The organism is Mycobacterium sp. NGS54, assembly GCF_059812465.1.
This window is the reverse complement of sequence record NZ_JCALCS010000007.1, coordinates 201,409-220,904: the sequence shown is the minus strand read 5'-3', so window position 1 is coordinate 220,904 and position 19,496 is coordinate 201,409. Positions and strand designations below refer to the sequence as shown.

General features: G+C 68.2%; 14 protein-coding genes and 1 pseudogene. 12 read left to right on the top strand and 3 right to left on the bottom strand.

Going from position 1 to position 19,496, the window contains the following annotated elements; genetic code table 11:
• Positions 1 to 3 precede the first annotated feature (3 nt).
• The 3 genes from AC5Y5E_RS23215 to AC5Y5E_RS23205 are packed head-to-tail and all read left to right on the top strand — an operon-like array spanning position 4 to position 2,408.
• A complete protein-coding gene (locus AC5Y5E_RS23215; protein WP_499905334.1) occupies positions 4 to 771 on the top strand; it encodes a lysophospholipid acyltransferase family protein in 768 nt (255 codons plus the stop codon).
• Between the two features lie 16 nt (positions 772 to 787).
• The gene (locus AC5Y5E_RS23210; RefSeq protein ID WP_499905333.1) at positions 788 to 1,573 is read left to right on the top strand and encodes a lysophospholipid acyltransferase family protein; all 786 of its coding nucleotides are present in this window, start codon (positions 788 to 790) and stop codon (positions 1,571 to 1,573) included.
• A 19-nt stretch (positions 1,574 to 1,592) separates the two neighbouring features.
• Positions 1,593 to 2,408 carry an HAD family hydrolase gene (locus tag AC5Y5E_RS23205; protein ID WP_499905332.1) on the top strand — a complete coding sequence of 272 codons (816 nt, stop codon included), beginning with the start codon at positions 1,593 to 1,595 and terminating at the stop codon, positions 2,406 to 2,408.
• Here AC5Y5E_RS23205 and AC5Y5E_RS23200 read toward each other — a convergent pair whose 3' ends face one another.
• The 3 genes and pseudogenes from AC5Y5E_RS23200 to AC5Y5E_RS23190 all read right to left on the bottom strand — a co-directional run.
• Positions 2,409 to 3,980, bottom strand: coding sequence for a PE family protein (locus AC5Y5E_RS23200; protein WP_499905330.1), 1,572 nt, complete (start codon positions 3,978 to 3,980; stop codon positions 2,409 to 2,411).
• A gap of 103 nt (positions 3,981 to 4,083) precedes the next feature.
• The gene (locus AC5Y5E_RS23195; protein ID WP_499905329.1) at positions 4,084 to 5,721 is read right to left on the bottom strand and encodes an N-acetylmuramoyl-L-alanine amidase; all 1,638 of its coding nucleotides are present in this window, start codon (positions 5,719 to 5,721) and stop codon (positions 4,084 to 4,086) included.
• A gap of 359 nt (positions 5,722 to 6,080) precedes the next feature.
• Positions 6,081 to 6,995 (bottom strand): annotated as a pseudogene (locus AC5Y5E_RS23190) (PirG); the annotation flags it as partial.
• A 268-nt stretch (positions 6,996 to 7,263) separates the two neighbouring features.
• Here AC5Y5E_RS23190 and glf point away from each other — a divergent pair.
• The 9 genes from glf (at position 7,264) to fadD32 (ending at position 19,485) form a co-directional block, all read left to right on the top strand.
• Positions 7,264 to 8,460 (top strand): UDP-galactopyranose mutase, encoded by a 1,197-nt coding sequence (gene glf, locus AC5Y5E_RS23185; RefSeq protein WP_499905328.1) that lies wholly within the window; start codon positions 7,264 to 7,266, stop codon positions 8,458 to 8,460.
• Positions 8,457 to 10,349 (top strand): glycosyltransferase, encoded by a 1,893-nt coding sequence (locus AC5Y5E_RS23180; protein ID WP_499905326.1) that lies wholly within the window; start codon positions 8,457 to 8,459, stop codon positions 10,347 to 10,349. Before glf ends, AC5Y5E_RS23180 begins: the two co-directional genes overlap by 4 nt.
• Positions 10,342 to 10,878 carry a phosphatase PAP2 family protein gene (locus AC5Y5E_RS23175; RefSeq protein ID WP_499905325.1) on the top strand — a complete coding sequence of 179 codons (537 nt, stop codon included), beginning with the start codon at positions 10,342 to 10,344 and terminating at the stop codon, positions 10,876 to 10,878. The genes AC5Y5E_RS23180 and AC5Y5E_RS23175 overlap by 8 nt, the downstream gene beginning before the upstream one ends.
• A complete protein-coding gene (locus AC5Y5E_RS23170; protein ID WP_499905324.1) occupies positions 10,875 to 11,783 on the top strand; it encodes a decaprenyl-phosphate phosphoribosyltransferase in 909 nt (302 codons plus the stop codon). The genes AC5Y5E_RS23175 and AC5Y5E_RS23170 overlap by 4 nt, the downstream gene beginning before the upstream one ends.
• A complete protein-coding gene (gene aftB / locus AC5Y5E_RS23165) occupies positions 11,770 to 13,743 on the top strand; it encodes a terminal beta-(1->2)-arabinofuranosyltransferase (RefSeq protein WP_499905322.1) in 1,974 nt (657 codons plus the stop codon). Before AC5Y5E_RS23170 ends, aftB begins: the two co-directional genes overlap by 14 nt.
• A gap of 342 nt (positions 13,744 to 14,085) precedes the next feature.
• Positions 14,086 to 15,126: a diacylglycerol acyltransferase/mycolyltransferase Ag85A gene (gene ag85A, locus AC5Y5E_RS23160; RefSeq protein WP_499905321.1), complete on the top strand. Its 1,041-nt coding sequence runs from the start codon at positions 14,086 to 14,088 to the stop codon at positions 15,124 to 15,126.
• A gap of 160 nt (positions 15,127 to 15,286) precedes the next feature.
• A complete protein-coding gene (locus AC5Y5E_RS23155) occupies positions 15,287 to 16,165 on the top strand; it encodes an esterase family protein (protein WP_499905729.1) in 879 nt (292 codons plus the stop codon).
• A 130-nt stretch (positions 16,166 to 16,295) separates the two neighbouring features.
• A complete protein-coding gene (gene culp6, locus AC5Y5E_RS23150) occupies positions 16,296 to 17,306 on the top strand; it encodes a carboxylesterase Culp6 (protein WP_499905320.1) in 1,011 nt (336 codons plus the stop codon).
• A gap of 283 nt (positions 17,307 to 17,589) precedes the next feature.
• A complete protein-coding gene (gene fadD32, locus AC5Y5E_RS23145; protein ID WP_499905728.1) occupies positions 17,590 to 19,485 on the top strand; it encodes a long-chain-fatty-acid--AMP ligase FadD32 in 1,896 nt (631 codons plus the stop codon).
• Positions 19,486 to 19,496: the final 11 nt, after the last annotated feature.

Genomic DNA, 19,496 nt, shown 5'->3' with positions numbered 1-19,496 from the left:
ACGATGGCGGAGCCGACCTTTCGCACGCTCGAGATCCTGGCCCAGCTCGTCGTCCTGGCCACCGGCACGCGAATCACCTACGGCGGCGAGGAGAACATCCCCGACCGCGGCGGGGCCGTCATCGCGATCAACCACACCAGCTACGTCGACTTTCTGCCTGCCGCATTAGCCGTGCATCGGCGCCGCCGTCGGCTTAGATTCATGATCAAAGCCGAGATGCAGCAGGTGAAGGTGGTCAATTTCCTGATCAAGCACACCCGCACCATTCCCGTGGATCGTGGTGCCGGGGCGGACGCCTACGCGGTGGCCGTGCGGCACCTGCGCGAGGGGGAGCTGGTCGGCGTCTATCCGGAGGCAACGATCAGCCGCAGTTTCGAGCTCAAGGAGTTCAAGACGGGCGCGGCGCGGATGGCCATCGAAGCGAACGTCCCGATCGTCCCGGTGATCGTCTGGGGTGCGCATCGGATCTGGACCAAGGACCATCCCCGCAACGTCGGCCGCAAGAAGCTGCCGGTCAGCGTGCAGGTGGGGGCGCCGGTGCGGGCCGCCGAGGACGTCGACTCCACCAATGCCGCGCTGCGTGAATCGATGACGGCGCTGCTGCATCGGGCGCAGCAGCACTATCCGCACCCCGCGGGCGCGTACTGGGTGCCGCGCCGGCTCGGCGGCGGCGCGCCGACCTTGGCCGAGGCGGCGCAGATAGAGGCCGACGAGGCGGCGGCAAGGTCGGCCCGGAGGGCTGCCCACCGTACCCCGCATCAGTCGCGTTAGGGGGAAGGAGAGGAACATGGCAGAGCCGTTTTTCCGCTTGGCGGAGGTGGTTGTTCCCGCGTTCGCTGCGATGAACGGAACCAAGCTCAATTACGAAGGCCTGGAAAACATTCCGGCGCGCGGCGGCGCCCTGATCGCGCTCAACCACACCAGTTACCTGGACTGGATGCCGGCGTCCATCGCCGCCAAAGAACGCAAGCGACGGCTGCGCTTCATGATCAAGGCCGAGATGGCGGAGGTGAAGGCGGTCAATTTCGTGATCAAGCACTGCCAGCTCATTCCGGTGGACCGCCGAAACGGGGAGGAAGCGTACGCGGTGGCCGTGCAGAAGCTGCGCGAGGGTGAACTCGTCGGGCTCCATCCCGAGGCCACCATCAGCCGCAGCTACGAACTCCGGGAATTCAAATCGGGAGCGGCCCGCATGGCGCTGGAGGCCGGGGTGCCGATCATCCCCATGATCGTCTGGGGCGCGCACCGGATTTGGCCCAAGGATCATCCAAAGAAGGTGTTCCGCAACAAGGTCCCGATCACTGTGGCCGCCGGGCGGCCGCTGGCGCCGCAGGGCAACGCCGAGCAGCTCATCGCCGCGGTGCGCCAGACGATGAACGCGATGCTGTACCGGGTGCAGGAGCAGTATCCGCATCCCGAGGGCGAGTTTTGGGTCCCGCGCCGGCTGGGCGGTTCCGCGCCAAACCAGGACGATTCCAGGGCGATCCGGCTGGCCGAATTGCAGGAGCGGATCCAACGATCCGGCACCGACGGCGTGACGCGGCCGGGCCAGAGCCAAAGCGGAATCCACTGAGAGAAGGCGGATTCGCTCAATGACCTTGCCGGCGCTGATCGCTTGCGACGTCGACGGCACCTTGTTCGACGAAAACGAGACCATCTCCCCGCGCACCCGTGACGCGGTGCGTGCTGCGGTCGCCGCCGGGGCGCAGTTCGTCGTGGCGACCGGTCGGCCGCCACGCTGGATACGGCCCGTGGTGCAGGCGCTCGGCTTCGCGCCGATCGCGGTGTGCGCCAACGGCGCCGTTCTGTACGACCCCGCGAACGACCGCGTGCTGTCGTCGCGAACGTTGGCCGTCGACACGCTGGCGGAGTTGGCCGAGCTGGCGACGCGCGTCATCCCGGGCGCGGGACTGGCCGTCGAGCGGATCGGCGAACGCGCGCACGACACGGCGACGCCCCAGTTCATCAGCTCGCCGGGCTACGAGCACGCGTGGCTGAACCCGGACAACACCGAGGTGTCGGTTGCCGACCTGCTCAGCGCCCCGGCCATCAAGCTGCTGATCCGCAAGGCGGGTGCCCGCAGTTCGGACATGGCCGCCGAACTCGCCAAACATGTTGGCATTGAAGGCGATATCACCTACTCCACCAACAATGGGCTGGTCGAAATCGTGCCGTTGGGGATCAGCAAGGCCAGCGGCGTGGAGGAGGTCGCCAAGCCGCAGGGGATCACCAGCGAGGAGGTGGTGGCCTTCGGCGACATGCCCAACGACATCCCGATGCTGCTGTGGGCGGGCCACGGTGTGGCGATGGGCAACGCGCATCCCGACGTGCTGGCCGCCGCAGACGAGGTCACCGCGCCCAACAGCGACGACGGGGTGGGACGAGTGCTGGAACGCTGGTGGCTTTAGTCAGCCCGTCGGAGTGATGGCTGCCGCGAGCTGTTGGGGCAGGTAGTTGACCATCAGCGGGACGAATCCCATGAACGGCGTGCCGAAGATGGTCACCGGAAACGGGCCAGCAGAGATGGGGCTGGTAAGGGATACCGTGCCCGTAAGGGTATGTGGAGGAACAAGAATGCCGTCGAAGGGTAGATGGAGAACGATCTGCGCGGTGAAGCTGACGGGAGGAATAGGTGGCAAAGGTGGCGGTGGTTGCGGCAGTTGGTAATACACCGGCACCGGGATCGTCATATCCACAATGGTTTCGCCATTGAGGAAGCCGTTCGCCACGACGGCCGGCGAGTCGACGAGCGCGCCGAACGCTCCAACGGGGTCGCCGGCCAACAGGGCCTGCTGCACCGCCGTCGCGCTGGCTGCCAGCCCGTTAAGGGCCGCGAGCGGCGCGCCAATCGCCGAATAGGTGAGCACCAACGGCAACCCGAAGTAGACGCTAAGCGACCCGGTCGTGGGGTCGGCCAGGGGTAACGTGGCGGTTGCCGAAATGCTGGGAATCGTAAGCACATTGAGCACGTTGGTGAAGTTCTGCGCCATCTGCCGGGGGATGGACGGCGGCATCAGGTTGGTGAGGTACTGCGCCTCTTGGCCGGGGATGTTCGCGACGGCGAACAGATTCCCCAGCGGACCGAGCAGGGTGGGATTCGTCGTGGCAGTCACAGTGGGAAGGACCGGGGGAAAGATGCTTCCTCCACTTTGGCTGATCACCGGGGTGCCGGAATCGAACCCCGTGACAAGGAGATTCGAGAACGCCTGCGCGACGTCCTGCACCGCGCCGAAGTAATCGCCGGCCAGGACGGCTTGCAAGGCCACCCGTAGCTCCGCGCCGAAAGCGGGCAGGCCGGCGATGATGCCGGTCGTCGCGGCGTAAAGGTTGGTAACGAACTCCCGGGCGAAGCCGATCTGTGTGGCGACGAAATTCTGCAGGGCCGTAACCGGGTTGAACGCCAGCAGTTGCTGGAAGGCGGCCTGGATGGTCGCCGGCAAATTCGCCAACACGGCCGGGAAGTTCTGGATGGTGTAGTTGAGCGCCGTGGCGATCTGCTGCCAGTACCCAATCTGGTTTGCGATGACCTGGCGCAGGAACGGGAACGGGTCGGCCGTCCAGGTAGTCAGGAGGGATTGCATGTTCGCCGACGTCATGGCGATCAGCTGCCCGTAGGCGCCGCCCGGGACGAGGGCGGCGGCCGCGCCGCCCAACGCCTGGGCCGGGGCGTTCACGGCGTTCGCCAGGCCCTGCTCGACGTTGGCGATCTCGGTGCTCAGATATGCCGCGGCGCCACCGTTCAACAGGCCCACAAACTCGTCCTGAAACGCCGCCGCCTCGGAGCTGAGGGACTGGAAGTCCCGGCCGAACCTGCCGAACACCTCGGAGATCGCGACCGACACCTCGTCGGCCGCGGCGGCCGCGACCCCGGTCGTGGGGGCCGCCGCCGCAGCGGTGGCCTCAGTGAAGGAGGAACGGATACCCGCCAGGTTGTCGGCCGCTGCCGTCATCAGTTCCGGTTCTGCGATCACGAACGACACGGCCGTCTCCCCTCGACTCGGTCCCAACCGGGTGATTGCCAGGCAAAGCCGAGCCTACTGTGACGGAGCCCACGTCCGGTCCGAAATGGCCGTCAAACTGTCTTCAGGTGGCGGTCGGATGGGTCGGTAGCGAGAAGTGTTCGGACGGCACGTCGGGACCGCTCGGGGATTGGGTCGACAGTGGCGTCGTGATGCCGTCGACGACCTCGGTGATGTTCCCCGTGAGCCGCTCGTAGTTCAGGACTCCGTGCTGGAAGTTCTGCGTAATGCGCAGTGGCTCTTGTATTTCCGCGCTGGTCGGCAACCCGAGTGGACCCCGTTCGTAGCTCAGCGAGGCCCAGGCGTCGTAGATGGCACCCGTCACCGGCTCCGCGCCGATCTCGGGTGACCAGTACATCGCGCCCTTGGCGAAGGTGGCGAAGCGGGCGTCGCCTTCCGCGCTGTCTTCCGGCGAGGTCGGTGCGCCCAGGACGCTGTTCATGCCGCCCATCGCGAGCCAGTGCTCGTAGATGGCGCCGCCCTTCAGCGCGTTGATCAATTCCTCCGGGGGATCGTTGAAATGCGAGGCAATGTCCCGGATTTCGTCCATCAGCGCGTAGGCGGCGTTGCCCGGACAGTCGGTGTTCCCGACGTCCCGGTGGGTGAAGATGGAGGGCAGGTTCGCGACGGCGCCGGCCGGAAAGGTGGTGTAGTGGCTGCCGGCCGACTCCAGCGCGACCGTGCCCTTGGGGTCGACGCCGTCCATGCCGAGCCGCCAGCCGAGCAGCCTGCCCACGGTCCGCAGCTGGATCGGCGTCGGGGGCACGTCATCGAAGTTGCCGATCATCGCCACGCCCCAGGTGTTGCGGTTGAAGCCGCCGGTGTGAAAAGCCTCGACGGCCTTGGTCAGGCCCCCGGCGCTGCCCTCGAACACCTGGCCGTACTTGTCGACCAGTGCGTTGTACGCGATGTCGCACCAGCCCAGGGTCTTGCTGTGGTAGGTGTAGATCGCCTTGACGATCCCGGCCGATTCCAGCGGCGAGTAGTCGTTGCTGCCCGCGGTGTGGTGGATGACGGCCGCGCGAATCCCGTTGTCGTACTGCGGACTACCGCATCGCAGCGACTCGTCGGCGCCCCACTCCGCTCGGCTGATGATGGCGGGCGGCTGGCCCGGCATCATGACTCCCGACGGCGGCGTCCACTGGGTCCTGGCCGGCGCTTGCGGCGGGGAGATGAGGATCGCCGAGATGTTCTCCGCGTAGGGCTGTTCTCGGGACGCCGGCGTGTACCCCAGGCCGTCGGTGTTGGTCGGGGGAGGCGCCGCCTGGGTCGTCGGCGCATCGAGGGGGCGGGTGACCGCGATCTGGACAGTCGTCGTGCTGCCGACGAAGACCGGGTCCGTGCTGCGCGGCCCCTCGCTCGGGCCGCCGCCCGCGGGCCCGGCGTCGGGGGCCGCCGTTTCGTACTCCGTCTGATACCAGGGGCCCCAGGAGCCGTCGGGGCGCTTCGCGCGGACCCGGGTGGACGTCCCGGCGAGGTCCCCGGTGAGCGCGACCAACGAAAACGGTGTGGCCTGGGTGAGTTCGCGAACCGTGACCCCGCCCCCGAGCCCGATCAGCGGCTGCTCGGCCAGTTGGGTCTCGGGAGGCCGCGGTGGGGCCGAGGCCCGGCGGTCGCGCGCCGTGTCGCCCACCCAGGAGACGATGACGACTGTCGCCGCGATGGCGGTGAGCAACATCGTCGGCGCGCGACTGCGGGACACCAGCTGATGTTACGTGTGTTTCTGATGTTATTTATGAGGCGACACGACGTACGGCCCTAAATGTCCACGAAAACCTGTTCGACGGCACCGCAGAGGGCGGACTCTGCGGTGCCGTCAGGGGACAGGTCCCTTCGGTTCTAGTGGGGCAAAACCGGCGCGGCGGCACCGGTCAGGGCGCCGGTGGCACCCGTCGCGGCCGGTAGCGCACCCGCGGCGGCCGGCAGCGCGCCGGCGGCAGCGCCCGGCAAGGCCCCCGCGGCACCCGGCAGGGCACCCGCGGCACCCGGCAGGGCACCCGCGGCACCCGGCAGGGCACCCGCGGCACCCGCGGCGGCGCCCGGCAGGGCACCCGCGGCACCCGGCAGCGCGGCCGCGGCGCCCGGCAGGGCCTTGGCCGCACCCGGCAGCGCACCCGCGGCGGCCGGCAACGCGGCACCCGGCGCGGCGCCCGCGGCGCTCTGCTGGATGCCCTGCGTGATGGCCGGCATCGCCAGGCCCTTGAGCAGGTCGATGGCCTGGTTGAGGCCCAGCTGGTTGGCCGCCTGCATCAGGTCGTTCATCAGACCGCCGCCGCCACCGGAGGTGCCCCCCGTGGCGCCGGACGCGATCGGCGAACCGCCGCCGAGCGTCGACGGGTCACCGAGGATCGGGTAGGTGCCGCCGGCGCCCGGGTCCAATCCCGCCGTCGAGTCGATCGGCACCTCGCTGGGTGAGAGCCCGGTAGCCCCCGCGCCAGGTGTGAGTCCGGCCGGGCTGGTCAGACCCGGGTTGGCAAGCGCGGGGTTGAGCCCCGCGGCCGGCGTCGTCGGCACCGCGCCCGGCGTGGTGACCCCGGGCGTGCCCGGCGTCGTGGGCGGCAGGCCCGGGTTCGCCAACGCCGGGCTCGTCAGGCCGGGGCTGGTCAGACCCGGACTGGTCAGACCCGGACTGGTCAGCCCCGGGCTCGTCAGGCCTGGGCTGGTGAGCCCCGGACTCGTCAGGCCTGGGCTGGTAAGGCCCGGACTGGTCAGACCAGGTGTGGTCGCACCGGTTCCGCTGAGGGCGGGCACCGGCGGCAGGTTGATCCCGAACTGCGACAGGCCCTGCGACAGCGCGCCCATCAGCTCGCCGGGCAGGTCGGACATCACCGCGGCCTGCTTGAACTCGTGGTGCTCGGCCGGCTTGCTGCCGGCGGTCGATTCGTAGACCAGGAAGTATGCGCAAGGACTCGCCACTGCCACAGCGGCGACCGCGCTCATGGCTGTCGAAAGCTTGCGTCGGCGTCGATTCGGCACGGAAGTCTCCTCGTATCTGGACAACTATTCGAACTGCTTGTTGTGTCGGCGTGCCCCGTCCGTCCTGTCCGGCATGAAGCACACAGACTTGATGGTACGAGTGAGATTGCTGTGACTAGAGTGCCGATATTGAATCGTGAGGTAATTGGGACTCCGACCGTGACCGCCGATTCCGCCCGTGCCAAAGCGGGCGTCACCTGGACCAACCCCGACGCCTTGGCCTCGCCAAATGGGTTAGGGCCGCGCGGTCGGATACCCTAAGCAACCGATGACAGCTCGTTTCGACCTCCTCGTCGTCGGCTCCGGATTCTTCGGCCTGACCATTGCCGAGCGCGCGGCTACCCAACTCGGGAAGCGCGTGCTCGTCCTCGACCGGCGCTCGCATTTGGGCGGCAACGCGTACTCCGAGGCCGAGCCCCAGACCGGCATCGAGGTGCACAAGTACGGCGCGCACCTGTTCCACACCTCCAATAAAAGGGTGTGGGACTACGTGCGGCAGTTCACCGACTTCACCGGCTACCAGCACCGGGTGTTCGCGCTGCACAACGGGCAGGCCTACCCGTTGCCGATGGGGCTGGGCCTGGTTTGCCAATTCTTCGGCAAGTACTACAGCCCCGACGAGGCGCGCCTCCTCATCAAGGAGCAGGCCGCCGAGATTGAGTCCGCCGACGCGCAGAACTTCGAGGAGAAGGCGATCTCGCTGATCGGGCGCCCGCTGTACGAGGCGTTTATGAAGAACTACACGGCCAAGCAGTGGCAGACCGACCCCAAGGAGCTGCCGGCGTCCACCATCACGCGGTTGCCCGTGCGCTACACGTTCGACAATCGCTACTTCAACGACACATACGAGGGGCTGCCGGTCGACGGCTACACCGCGTGGCTGAAAAACATGGCCGCCGACGAGCGCATCGAGGTGCGGCTGGATACCGACTGGTTCGACGTGCGCGACGAACTCCGTGCTGCCAGTCCGGATGCCCCAGTCGTATACACCGGCCCGCTGGACCGCTACTTCGACTACTCGGAGGGCCGATTAGGCTGGCGCACTTTGGATTTCGAGGTCGAGGTGCGCGACACCGGCGACTTCCAGGGCACGCCGGTGATGAATTACAGCGATCTAGATGTGCCCTACACCCGCATCCACGAGTTCCGCCACTTCCATCCGGAGCGCGACTACCCCACCGACAAGACGGTGATCATGCGGGAGTTCTCGCGGTTCGCCGAAGACGATGACGAGCCCTACTACCCGATCAACACCGAGGCCGACCGCGCCCTGCTGGCCGCCTACCGCGCCCGGGCGAAGGCCGAAACGGCCGCGGCGAAGGTGCTCTTCGGCGGGCGGCTGGGCACCTATCAATATCTCGATATGCACATGGCGATTGCCAGCGCATTGAGCATGTACGACAACACCCTCGCGCCGCACCTGAGCGAGGGCAAGGATCTAGTGGAGGAAGGCGCGGGGGGATGACCGCTATAAGCCTGCTTTCCAGAATCATCCTGCCGCGTCCGGGTGAACCCCTCGACGTGCGCAAGCTGTATCTGGAGGAATCGACCACCAACGCGCGACGCGCCCATGCGACAACGCGCACCTCGTTGCAGATCGGCGCCGAGTCCGAGGTGTCGTTCGCGACGTACTTCAACGCGTTCCCGGCGAGCTACTGGCGGCGCTGGTCGATCTGTAAGTCGGTGGTGTTGCGGGTCGAGCTGACCGGAACCGGACGCGTCGACATGTACCGGACCAAGGCCACCGGGGTGCGGATCTCGGTGGAGGGCCGCCAATTCGTCGGCACCGAGGATCGGCCCGCCGTCGTCGAGATCGAGGTTCCCCTCAAGCCGTTCGAGGACGGCGGGTGGATCTGGTTTGACATCACCACCGACACCGCGGTCAGCCTGCTCAGCGGCGGCTGGTACGCGACCGAGCCCGCTCCGGGCACGGCCAACGTCGCCGTCGGCATCCCCACGTTCAACCGTCCCGCGGACTGCGTCAACGCGCTGGCCGACCTCACCGCGGATCCATTGGTGGACAAGGTAATCGGCGCGGTGATCGTGCCCGACCAGGGCGTCCGCAAGGTGCGCGACCACCCGGACTTCCCGGCCGCGGCCGCCGGTCTGGGCGACCGGCTGTCCATCCACGACCAGCCGAACCTCGGCGGTTCCGGCGGATACAGCCGGGTGATGTATGAGGCGCTGAAAAACACGGATTGCCAACAGATCCTGTTCATGGACGACGACATTCGCATCGAGCCGGACACGATCCTGCGGGTGCTGGCGCTCAACCGCTTCGCCAAGACGCCGATGCTGATCGGCGGTCAGATGCTCAACCTGCAGGAGCCGTCGCACCTGCACATCATGGGCGAGGTCGTCAACCAGTCGAACTTCATGTGGACCGCCGCGCCGCACGCCGAGTACGACCACGACTTCGCCGAGTTCCCGTTGAACGACAACAACGACCGAAGCGCGCTGCTGCACCGGCGCATCGACGTCGACTTCAACGGCTGGTGGACGTGCATGATCCCGCGCCAGGTCGCCGAGGAGCTCGGCCAGCCGGTGCCGTTGTTCATCAAATGGGACGACGCCGAATACGGTCTGCGCGCCGGCGAGCACGGCTATCCGACGGTCACCCTGCCCGGGGCCGCGATCTGGCACATGGCCTGGAGCGACAAGGACGACGCCATCGACTGGCAGGCCTATTTCCACCTGCGCAACCGGTTGGTGGTCGCGGCGCTGCACTGGGACGGCGACATCACCGGACTGGTCCGCAGCCACCTCAAGGCGACGCTGAAACACCTTGCGTGCCTTGAATATTCGACCGTCGCGATCCAGAACAGGGCGATCGACGACTTCCTGGCCGGTCCCGAGCACATCTTCTCGATCCTGGAATCGGCGCTGCCGGAAGTGCATCGCATCCGCAAGCAGTACCCGGACGCGGTCGTGCTGCCGGCCGCGAGCGAACTGCCGTCGCCGCAGCACAAGACCAAGGCGATGAAGCCGCCGGTGAATCCCGTTTCCATCAGCTACCGACTGGCACGCGGGATATTGCACAACATGACCGCGGCCGACCCGGAAGCCCACACGCGTCCGGAGTACAACGTGCCGACCCAGGACGCGCGCTGGTTCCGGCTGTGCACGGTCGACGGCGTGACCGTCACGACCGCCGACGGGTGCGGCGTGGTCTACCGGCAGCGCGACCGGCGAAAGATGATGTCGCTGTTGGCCAAATCGCTGCGCCGACAGCGCCGGCTGCTGGGCCGGTTCGACGAGATGCGCCGGGTGTACCGGGAGGCGCTGCCCGCGCTGTCCAGCAAGCAGAAGTGGGAGACGGCGTTGTTGCCAGCCGGCGAACCCCAGCATGATTGAAACGGCCGCCCCGCGCGGTGAGGTGGCCGCGCTGGTCGCCGTCCAGTCGGCGCTGGCCGATCAGCCCGGTGCGTTGGGCGCGGCCCGGGGGCTGTCCCATTTCGGCGAACACAGCATCGGCTGGCTGGCGGTGGCGCTGCTCGGCGCGGTGCTGATGCCGAGCCGTCGCCGCGAGTGGCTGGTGGCCGGGGCCGGCGCGTTCGTCGCGCACGCCGCGGCCGTGCTGGTCAAGCGCCTGGTGCGGCGCAAGCGGCCCCACCACCCGGCCGTCGCGGTGAACGTCGGCACGCCGAGCCAACTGAGCTTTCCCTCCGCGCATGCCACCTCGACCACCGCCGCCGCGATCCTGATGGGTCGCGCCACCGGGCTGCCATTGCCCGTGTTGCTCGTCCCTCCGATGGCGCTGTCGCGGATACTGCTGGGCGTGCACTATCCCAGTGACGTAGCCTTCGGCATCGCCCTCGGTGCCGCCGTCGCCGGAGTCGCGGACCGCAGCGACGAGTGGTGCCGAAAGAGGTGCACCGAATGAGCGAAGACGTGGTGGTCGGACCTCCGGCGAACCTGATCGTCGGCGTCGTCAAGGCGATCCGCCCGAGGCAATGGGTGAAGAACGTGCTCGTCCTGGCCGCGCCGCTGAGCGCGGCGGGCCGCGGACACCGATATGACTACGGCCAGCTGGGAATTCAGGTGGCGGTGGCCTTCGCGGTGTTCAGCCTGGCCGCGTCGGCGGTGTACCTGATCAACGACGTGCGCGACGTCGAGGCCGACCGCGAACACCCGACCAAACGGTTCCGCCCGATCGCGGCCGGCGTGGTGCCCGAGTGGCTGGCCTACGCCCTGGCCGTGGTGCTCGGGGTGGCGTCGCTCGGCGTGGCGTGGTGGCTGACGCCGAACCTGGCGGTGGTGATGGCGGTCTACATCGCCATGCAGCTGGGCTATTGCTTCGGCCTCAAGCACCAGGCCGTGATGGACATCTGCATCGTGTCGTCGGCGTACCTGCTGCGGGCCATCGCCGGCGGCGCGGCCACCGATACCCGGCTGTCGCAGTGGTTCCTGCTCATGGCGGCATTCGCGTCGCTGTTCATGGTGGCCGGCAAGCGCTACGCCGAACTGCAATTGGCCGAGCGCACCGGCGCGGCGATCCGCAAGGCGCTGGAGAGCTACACCAGCACCTACCTGCGATTCGTCTGGACGATGTCGGCCACCGCGGTGGTGCTGTGCTACGGGCTGTGGGCGTTCGAGCGCGAGCACGGCGAGGCGGGCTGGTTCGTGGTGTCGATGGTCCCGTTCACCATCGCGATCCTGCGCTACGCCGTCGACGTCGACGGCGGGCTGGCCGGGGAGCCCGAGGACATTGCGTTGCGTGACCGGGTGCTGCAGCTGTTGGCGCTGGCGTGGATCGCAACGGTTGGGGCCGCCGTTGCCTTCGGCTAGCCCCCAATTGAAGGCGCTGGGGGTGGCGGTGATGCGCCGGCCGGTGATCCGGCGGGCCGGCCGGCCGCTGTTCCCCTACGTCACTCCGGTGCGGGTCAGCCTCTGGATCAGCGTGGCGGTGGTGGCCGTCCTGTTCGGGTGGGGCGCGTGGCAGCGGCGCTGGATCGCCGACGACGGGCTCATCGTGCTGCGCACGGTGCGCAACTTGCTGGCCGGCAACGGCCCCGTTTTCAACCAGGGCGAGCGGGTCGAGGCGAACACCTCCACGGCGTGGACCTACCTGATGTATCTGGGCAGCTGGGTCGGCGGGCCGGTGCGCATGGAGTACGTGGCGTTGGCGCTGGCCCTGACGCTTTCGGTGCTGGGCGTGGCGCTGTTGATGCTGGGCACCGGCCGGTTGTACGCGCCCAGCCTGCGGGGCCGCCGGGCGATCCTGCTGCCCGCCGGGGCGCTCGTCTACATCGCGCTGCCGCCGGCGCGTGACTTCGCCACGTCGGGTCTGGAGAGCGGCCTGACGCTGGCCTACCTCGGGCTGCTGTGGTGGATGATGGTGTGCTGGGCGCAGCCGGTGCGCGGGCGTCCGGGTGGCCCGGCCTTCATCGGAGCGCTGGCCTTCGTCGCCGGGTTCAGCGTCCTCGTCCGGCCGGAGCTGGCGTTGATGGGCGGGCTCGCGCTGATCATGATGCTCGTCGCCGCCCGCGACTGGCGGCGCCGGGTGCTGATCGTGGTGGCGGGCGGATTCCTGCCGGTCGCCTACGAAATCTTCCGGATGGGCTACTACGGCCTGCTGGTGCCCGGGACGGCGCTGGCCAAGGACGCGGCCGGCGACAAGTGGTCGCAGGGCATGATCTACCTCTCGAACTTCAACGCGCCCTACGCGGTGTGGGTGCCGGTGCTGCTGCTGGTGCCGCTGGGCGTGCTGTTGATGGTCGCCCGGCGACGCCCGTCGTTCCTGCGCCCCGCGCTGTCGCCGGATTACGGTCGCCTGGCCCGGGCGGTGCAGAGCCCGCCGGCGGTCGTCGCATTCGTCCTCGTCAGCGGTCTGCTGCAGGCGCTCTATTGGATCCGGCAGGGCGGCGATTTCATGCACGCGAGGGTGTTGCTGGCGCCGCTATTTTGTTTGCTGGCGCCGGTGGCGGTCGTGCCGCTCGCCCTTCCCGACGGCCAGGACTATTCGCGGGAGACGGGCTCCTGGGCGGCCGCTGCCGCCGCCGCGCTGTGGCTGGGCGTGGCGGGCTGGTCGCTGTGGGCAGCAAACTCACCCGGGATGGGCGACGACGCCACGCACGTCACCTACTCGGGGATCGTCGACGAGCGCCGCTTCTACGCCCAGGCAACCGGGCACGCGCACCCGCTGACGGCCGCCGATTACCTGGACTACCCGAGGATGGCGGCCGTGCTGACCGCGCTGGACAACACCCCGGAGGGGGCGTTGTTGCTGCCGTCCGGCAACTACATCCAGTGGGACCTGGTGCCCATGCTGCAGCCCGCCCCCGGGGACACCAAGGCGCCGCAAAAGCCGCAGCACGCGGTGTTTTTCACCAACCTGGGCATGCTCGGGATGAATGTCGGCCTCGACGTCAGGGTGATCGACCAGATCGGTCTGGCAAACCCGCTGGCCCAGCACACCGAGCGGCTCAAGCATGGCCGGATCGGGCACGACAAGAACCTCTTCCCGGACTGGGTGATCGCCGACGGCCCCTGGGTCAAGGTGTATCCGGGCATTCCGGGTTATCTGGACGTGAATTGGGTTGCCCAGGCCGTCGCTGCCCTGAAATGCCCCGAGACCCAGGCGGTGCTCAGCTCGGTGCGAGCCCCAATGACCTTGCACCGCTTCGTCTCCAACGTCGTGCACTCCTTCGAGTTCACCAAGTACCGAATCGATCGTGTTCCGCTCTACGAACTCGCGCGGTGCGGGCTGCCGGTGCCGGAGGCAATCCCGCCGCCTCCGCGCGAGTAGAGCCGCCCGGGCTTAAATTTTTTTCCGCGGGTGTCGAATTCGGTTCCGCAGGCGCGTCCCCGGACATTGCCAGCAATCTCACATCTGTGCTCTCACCAGTGCGCACCCGGGGCCAAGCACATGCGGAAACGCGATTCTCCGCGCCGGCGTTCGGCCCGAAAATCGTTGGGTGGGAGCGCCAAATCGTGGTTTGCCCGAGCCGCTCGATGAGAGGGGACGCCCGAAGGTGTGGTTGACTACACGAGCACTGCTGCGCGCGACGTATGCAGTCGGACCCAATTCGGGGATGCGTCCAATCGGAGAAATGCGCCGAAAGGCCGAAAGAAGGATGAGGAAGCAAGGATGACGCTTGTCGACAGGTTTCGCGGCGCCGTGGCTGGTATGCCACGACGGCTCGTGGTGGGGGCCGTTGGCGCGGCCCTGCTCTCGGGTCTGATTGGCGCCGTGGGGGGCTCGGCGACCGCCGGGGCGTTCTCGCGCCCGGGTCTGCCGGTGGAGTACCTGCAGGTTCCCTCGGCCGCAATGGGCCGCGACATCAAGATTCAGTTCCAGAGCGGCGGCGCCAACGCGCCCGCGCTCTACCTGCTCGACGGCATGCGCGCGCAGGACGACTACAACGGCTGGGACATCAACACCCCCGCGTTCGAGTGGTACAACCAGTCGGGCATCGCCGTGGTCATGCCGGTCGGCGGGCAGTCCAGCTTCTACTCCGACTGGTACAAGCCCGCCTGCGGTAAGGCCGGCTGCACCACCTACAAGTGGGAGACCTTCCTGACCAGCGAGCTGCCCGGTTACCTGCAGGCCAACAAGCAGGTCAAGCCGACCGGCAGCGCCGCCGTCGGTCTGTCGATGGCCGGTTCGTCGGCGCTGATCCTGGCCGCCTACCACCCGAACCAGTTCGTCTACGCCGGCTCGCTGTCGGCGCTGCTCGACCCCTCGCAGGGCATGGGGCCGTCGCTGATCGGTCTGGCCATGGGCGACGCCGGCGGCTACAAGAAGGACGACATGTGGGGGCCGTCGAGCGACCCGGCCTGGCAGCGCAACGACCCGTCGCTGCAGGTGGGCAAGCTCGTCGCCAACAACACCCGCATCTGGATCTACTGCGGTAACGGCAAGCCGTCCGACCTCGGTGGCGACAACCTGCCCGCCAAGTTTCTCGAGGGCTTCGTGCGGACCAGCAACCTGAAGTTCCAGGACGCCTACAACCAGGCCGGTGGCCACAACGCGGTGTTCAACTTCGACGCCAACGGCACGCACGACTGGCCGTACTGGGGCGCGCAGCTGCAGGCGATGAAGCCTGACCTGCAGTCCACGTTGGGCGCCACGCCCGGCGCCGGCCCGGCCACCGCCGCGGCCGCCGGCAACCAGGGCACCGGCACCTAAACCGAGCAGCAACGCGACTAGCGGCGGGCACCTTTCGGGGTACCCGCCGCTAGTTGTTCGCGGGCTGTGTGATCTGTTTCACTACCCGCGGGACGGGACGCTCGCGTCGCTGGCTAATGTGCAGACAGCGACTAGACGATGGAGGGTGGACATGAGGGTCGTGCGGGGTCTGTCAACGTTGCTGTTCGGCGTGGTTCTGGCCTTGGGGCTGACGGGTCCCGTCGGGACGGCCCGCGCGGCGGGCTACGAAAGCCTGATGGTTCCCTCGGCGGCGATGGGCCGCGACATTCCGGTGGCCTTCATGGCGGGCGGTCCGCACATGGTGGTGCTGCTGGATGCGTTCGACGCCGCGCCCGACGTCAGCAACTGGGTCACCGCGGGCAACGCGATGAACACGCTTGCCGGCAAGGGCATTTCGGTCGCGGCGCCCGCGGGCGGCGCCTACAGCATGTACACCAACTGGGAGAACGACGGCAGCAAGCAGTGGGACACCTTCCTGTCCAGCGAGCTGCCCAACTGGCTGGCCGCCAACAAGGGCCTGGCGCCGGGCGGCCACGCCGCCGTCGGCGCCTCCCAGGGCGGCTACGGCGCGATGGCGCTGGCCGCCTTCCACCCCGACCGCTACGGCTTCGCCGGCTCGCTGTCCGGCTTCCTGTACCCGTCGAACACCACGACGAACGGTTCGATCCTGGCCGGCCTGCAGCAATTCGGCGGCGTCGACGGCAACGGCATGTGGGGAGCCCCGCAGCTGGGCCGGTGGAAGTGGCACGACCCCTGGGTGCACGCCGCCCTGCTGGCGCAGAACAACACCCGCGTGTGGGTGTTCAGCCCGACCACCGACGCGGCCAGCGATCCCGCCGCCATGATCGGTCAGGCCGGCGAGGCGATGGGCAACAGCCGGATGTTCTACCAGCAGTACCGCAGCGTCGGCGGGCACAACGGCCACTTCGACTTCCCGGGCGGCGGCGACAACGGCTGGGGCTCGTGGTCGGGTCAGCTGGGGGCCATGTCGGGCGACATCGTGGGCGCGATCCGCTAGGACGCCCCAGCTTCGAGGCCCGGGGCTCCGCCCCGAAACGCCGGTACCGTATAGGGAAGTGCAGCAGGGGGCGGGACGTCCGCTTGCCTGGAACCGAGCTGCGATCGACCGACTCTGCTAGCAGGAGAACATGACGACGAGCGCGCGCCGCAAGCGCCACCGGACCCTCGCCTGGATCGCCGCCCTGGCCGTGGCGGGCGTCGTGCTGCTGGTCGTCGTGGCCGTCATCATGCTGCTGCGCAATCCCGAATCCCCGCCGAGCGCGGTGCCCCCCGGCGTGCTGCCGCCGACCTCCACCACGATCCACCCGCACAAGCCGCGCCCGGCGTCCCAGGACGCCTCGTGCCCCGACGTGCAACTGATCAACGTGCCGGGCACCTGGGAGTCCGCCCCGCAGGACGACCCGCTCACCCCGGGCCAGTTCCCGAATGCGTTGCTGCACAAGGTGACCACCGAGATCTCCCAGCAGTTCCCGTCCTCGCGGGTGCAGACCTTCACCACCCCCTACACGGCGCAGTTCCACAATCCGCTGGCCGGCGACACGCAGATGTCCTACAACGAGAGCCGGGCGGAGGGCACCCGCGCGACCGTGCAGGCGTTGACCGACATGAACAACAAGTGTCCGCTGACCAGTTACGTGCTGATGGGGTTCTCCCAGGGCGCGGTGATCATCGGCGACATCGCCAGCGACATCGGCAACGGCCGCGGACCCGTCGACGACGACCTGGTGCTCGGTGTGACGTTGATCGCCGACGGCCGCCGCCAGGACGGCGTGGGCAACGACATCGGGCCCAACCCACCGGGCGAGGGCGCCGAGATCACGCTGCACGAGGTGCCGGTGCTGTCCGGGCTGGGCCTGACCATGACGGGCGCGCGGCCGGGCGGCTTCGGCGCGCTGAACAGCAAGACCAACGAGATCTGCGCGCCGGGCGATCTCATCTGCGCCGCGCCGAATGAAGCGTTCAGTGTCGCGAAGCTGCCCGACACCCTGAACACGCTGGCCGGCGGCGCCGGGCAGCCGGTCCACGCGCTGTATGCCACGACCCAGTTCTGGAATCTCGACGGGGCGCCGGCGACCGATTGGACGCTGAATTGGGCCCACGGGCTGATCGAGAACGCGCCGCGTCCCAAACATGGGTGAGGCCGGCGGCGGACATGCCGCGACGTAGGCGAATCCGTGACGCGATCGGCGGTACCTTGTGATTTGGTCTGCCGCGAGGCGGCCCTTAACATTAAGAGGAATTTAAGAGCAACCAGGGCTTCGTTGCGGCTCCGATCGGGGGCCGAGCTGGCTGGGACACGCAGGGATCGGCGCTGCCAGGCGTGCATAGGCGGCTCGTGTATAGAGGACCCGTCGGCGAAGCCGACGGCGAGGCTTGGGTCGGCGAAGCCGACCAGACATGGTTGTGACAGGAGAGGGCGGCATGGCGTACCACAACCCGTTCATCGTGAATGGAAAGATCAGGTTTCCGGAGAACACGAACCTGGTTCGTCACGTTGAGAAGTGGGCGAAGGTTCGCGGCGACAGGCTCGCCTATCGCTTCGTCGACTTCTCCACCGAGCGTGACGGTGAATACCGCGACATCTCCTGGTCGGAGTTCAGCGCCCGCAACCGCGCCGTGGGGGCTCGCCTGCAACAGGTCACCCAGCCCGGTGACCGCATCGCCATCCTGTGCCCACAGAACCTCAACTATCTGATCGCCTTCTTCGGGGCGCTCTACGCCGGCAGGATCGCCGTACCCCTGTTCGACCCGAGCGAACCGGGTCACGTCGGCCGCCTGCACGCGGTGCTCGACGACTGCACCCCCTCGACGATCCTGACCACCACCGAGGCCGCCGAGGGGGTCCGCAAGTTCATCCGCGCCCGGTCGGCCAAGGAACGCCCCCGCGTCGTCGCCGTCGACGCGGTGCCCACCGAGGTGGCCTCCACCTGGCTCGAGCCCGAGGCGACCGAGGACACCATCGCCTACCTGCAGTACACCTCCGGCTCCACCCGCACCCCGACCGGCGTGCAGATCACCCACCTGAACCTGCCGACCAACGTGCTGCAGGTGCTCAACGGCCTGGAGGGCAAGGACGGCGACCGCGGCCTGTCCTGGCTGCCGTTCTTCCACGACATGGGCCTGATCACCGCTCTGCTGTCGCCGGTGCTCGGGCACAACTTCACCTTCATGACCCCGGCCGCGTTCGTACGCCGGCCCGGCCGGTGGATCCGGGAGATGGCGCGCAAGCCCGAGGACGGCGAAGGCGAGGTCTTCACCGTCGCCCCGAACTTCGCCTTCGAGCACGCCGCCGTGCGCGGCGTGCCCAAGGACGGCGAGCCGCCGCTGGACCTGAGCAACGTCAAGGCGATCCTCAACGGCAGCGAGCCGGTGTCCCCGGCGTCGATGCGCAAGTTCTACGAGGCGTTCGCGCCCTACGGCCTGCGCAAGACCGCGATCAAGCCGTCCTACGGCCTGGCCGAGGCGACGTTGTTCGTCTCCACGACGCCGATGGACGAGGCGCCCCGGGTCATCTACGTCGACCGCGACGAGATGAACAACCAGCGCTTCGTCGAGGTGCCCCCCGACTCACCCAAGGCGGTCGCGCAGGTGTCCGCGGGCATCATCGGCGTCGACGAGTGGGCGGTCATCGTCGACCCCGACACCGCCACCGAGCTGCCCGACGGCCAGGTCGGCGAGATCTGGTTGCACGGCAACAACCTCGGCACCGGCTACTGGGGCAAGGAAGCCGAGACCAACCAGACCTTCCGCAACATCCTCAAGTCGCGGATCAGCCAGTCGCACGCCGAGGGCGCCGCGGACGACGGGATGTGGGTGCGCACCGGCGACTACGGGACCTATCACGACGGCCACCTCTATATCGTCGGCCGCATCAAGGACCTGGTCATCATCGACGGCCGCAACCACTACCCGCAGGACCTCGAGTACTCGGCGCAGGAAGCCAGCCGGGCGCTGCGGACCGGCTACGTGGCCGCCTTCTCGGTGCCGGCCAATCAGCTGCCCCAGGAGGTGTTCGACAACCCGCACGCCGGTCTCAAGTACGACGCCGAGGATGGCTCCGAGCAGCTGGTGATCGTCGCAGAGCGCGCCGCCGGAACGCACAAGCTGGACTACCAGCCCATCGCCGACGACATCCGGGCGGCCATCGCCGTGCGGCACGGCGTCACGGTCCGTGACCTGCTGCTGGTGCAGGCCGGAACGATTCCGCGTACCTCCAGCGGCAAGATCGGGCGCCGGGCCTGCCGCGCCGCCTACCTCGACGGAAGCCTGCGCAGCGGCGTCGGTTCCCCGACCGCCTTCGCGGGCGAAAACGACTGAACCCAGGAACC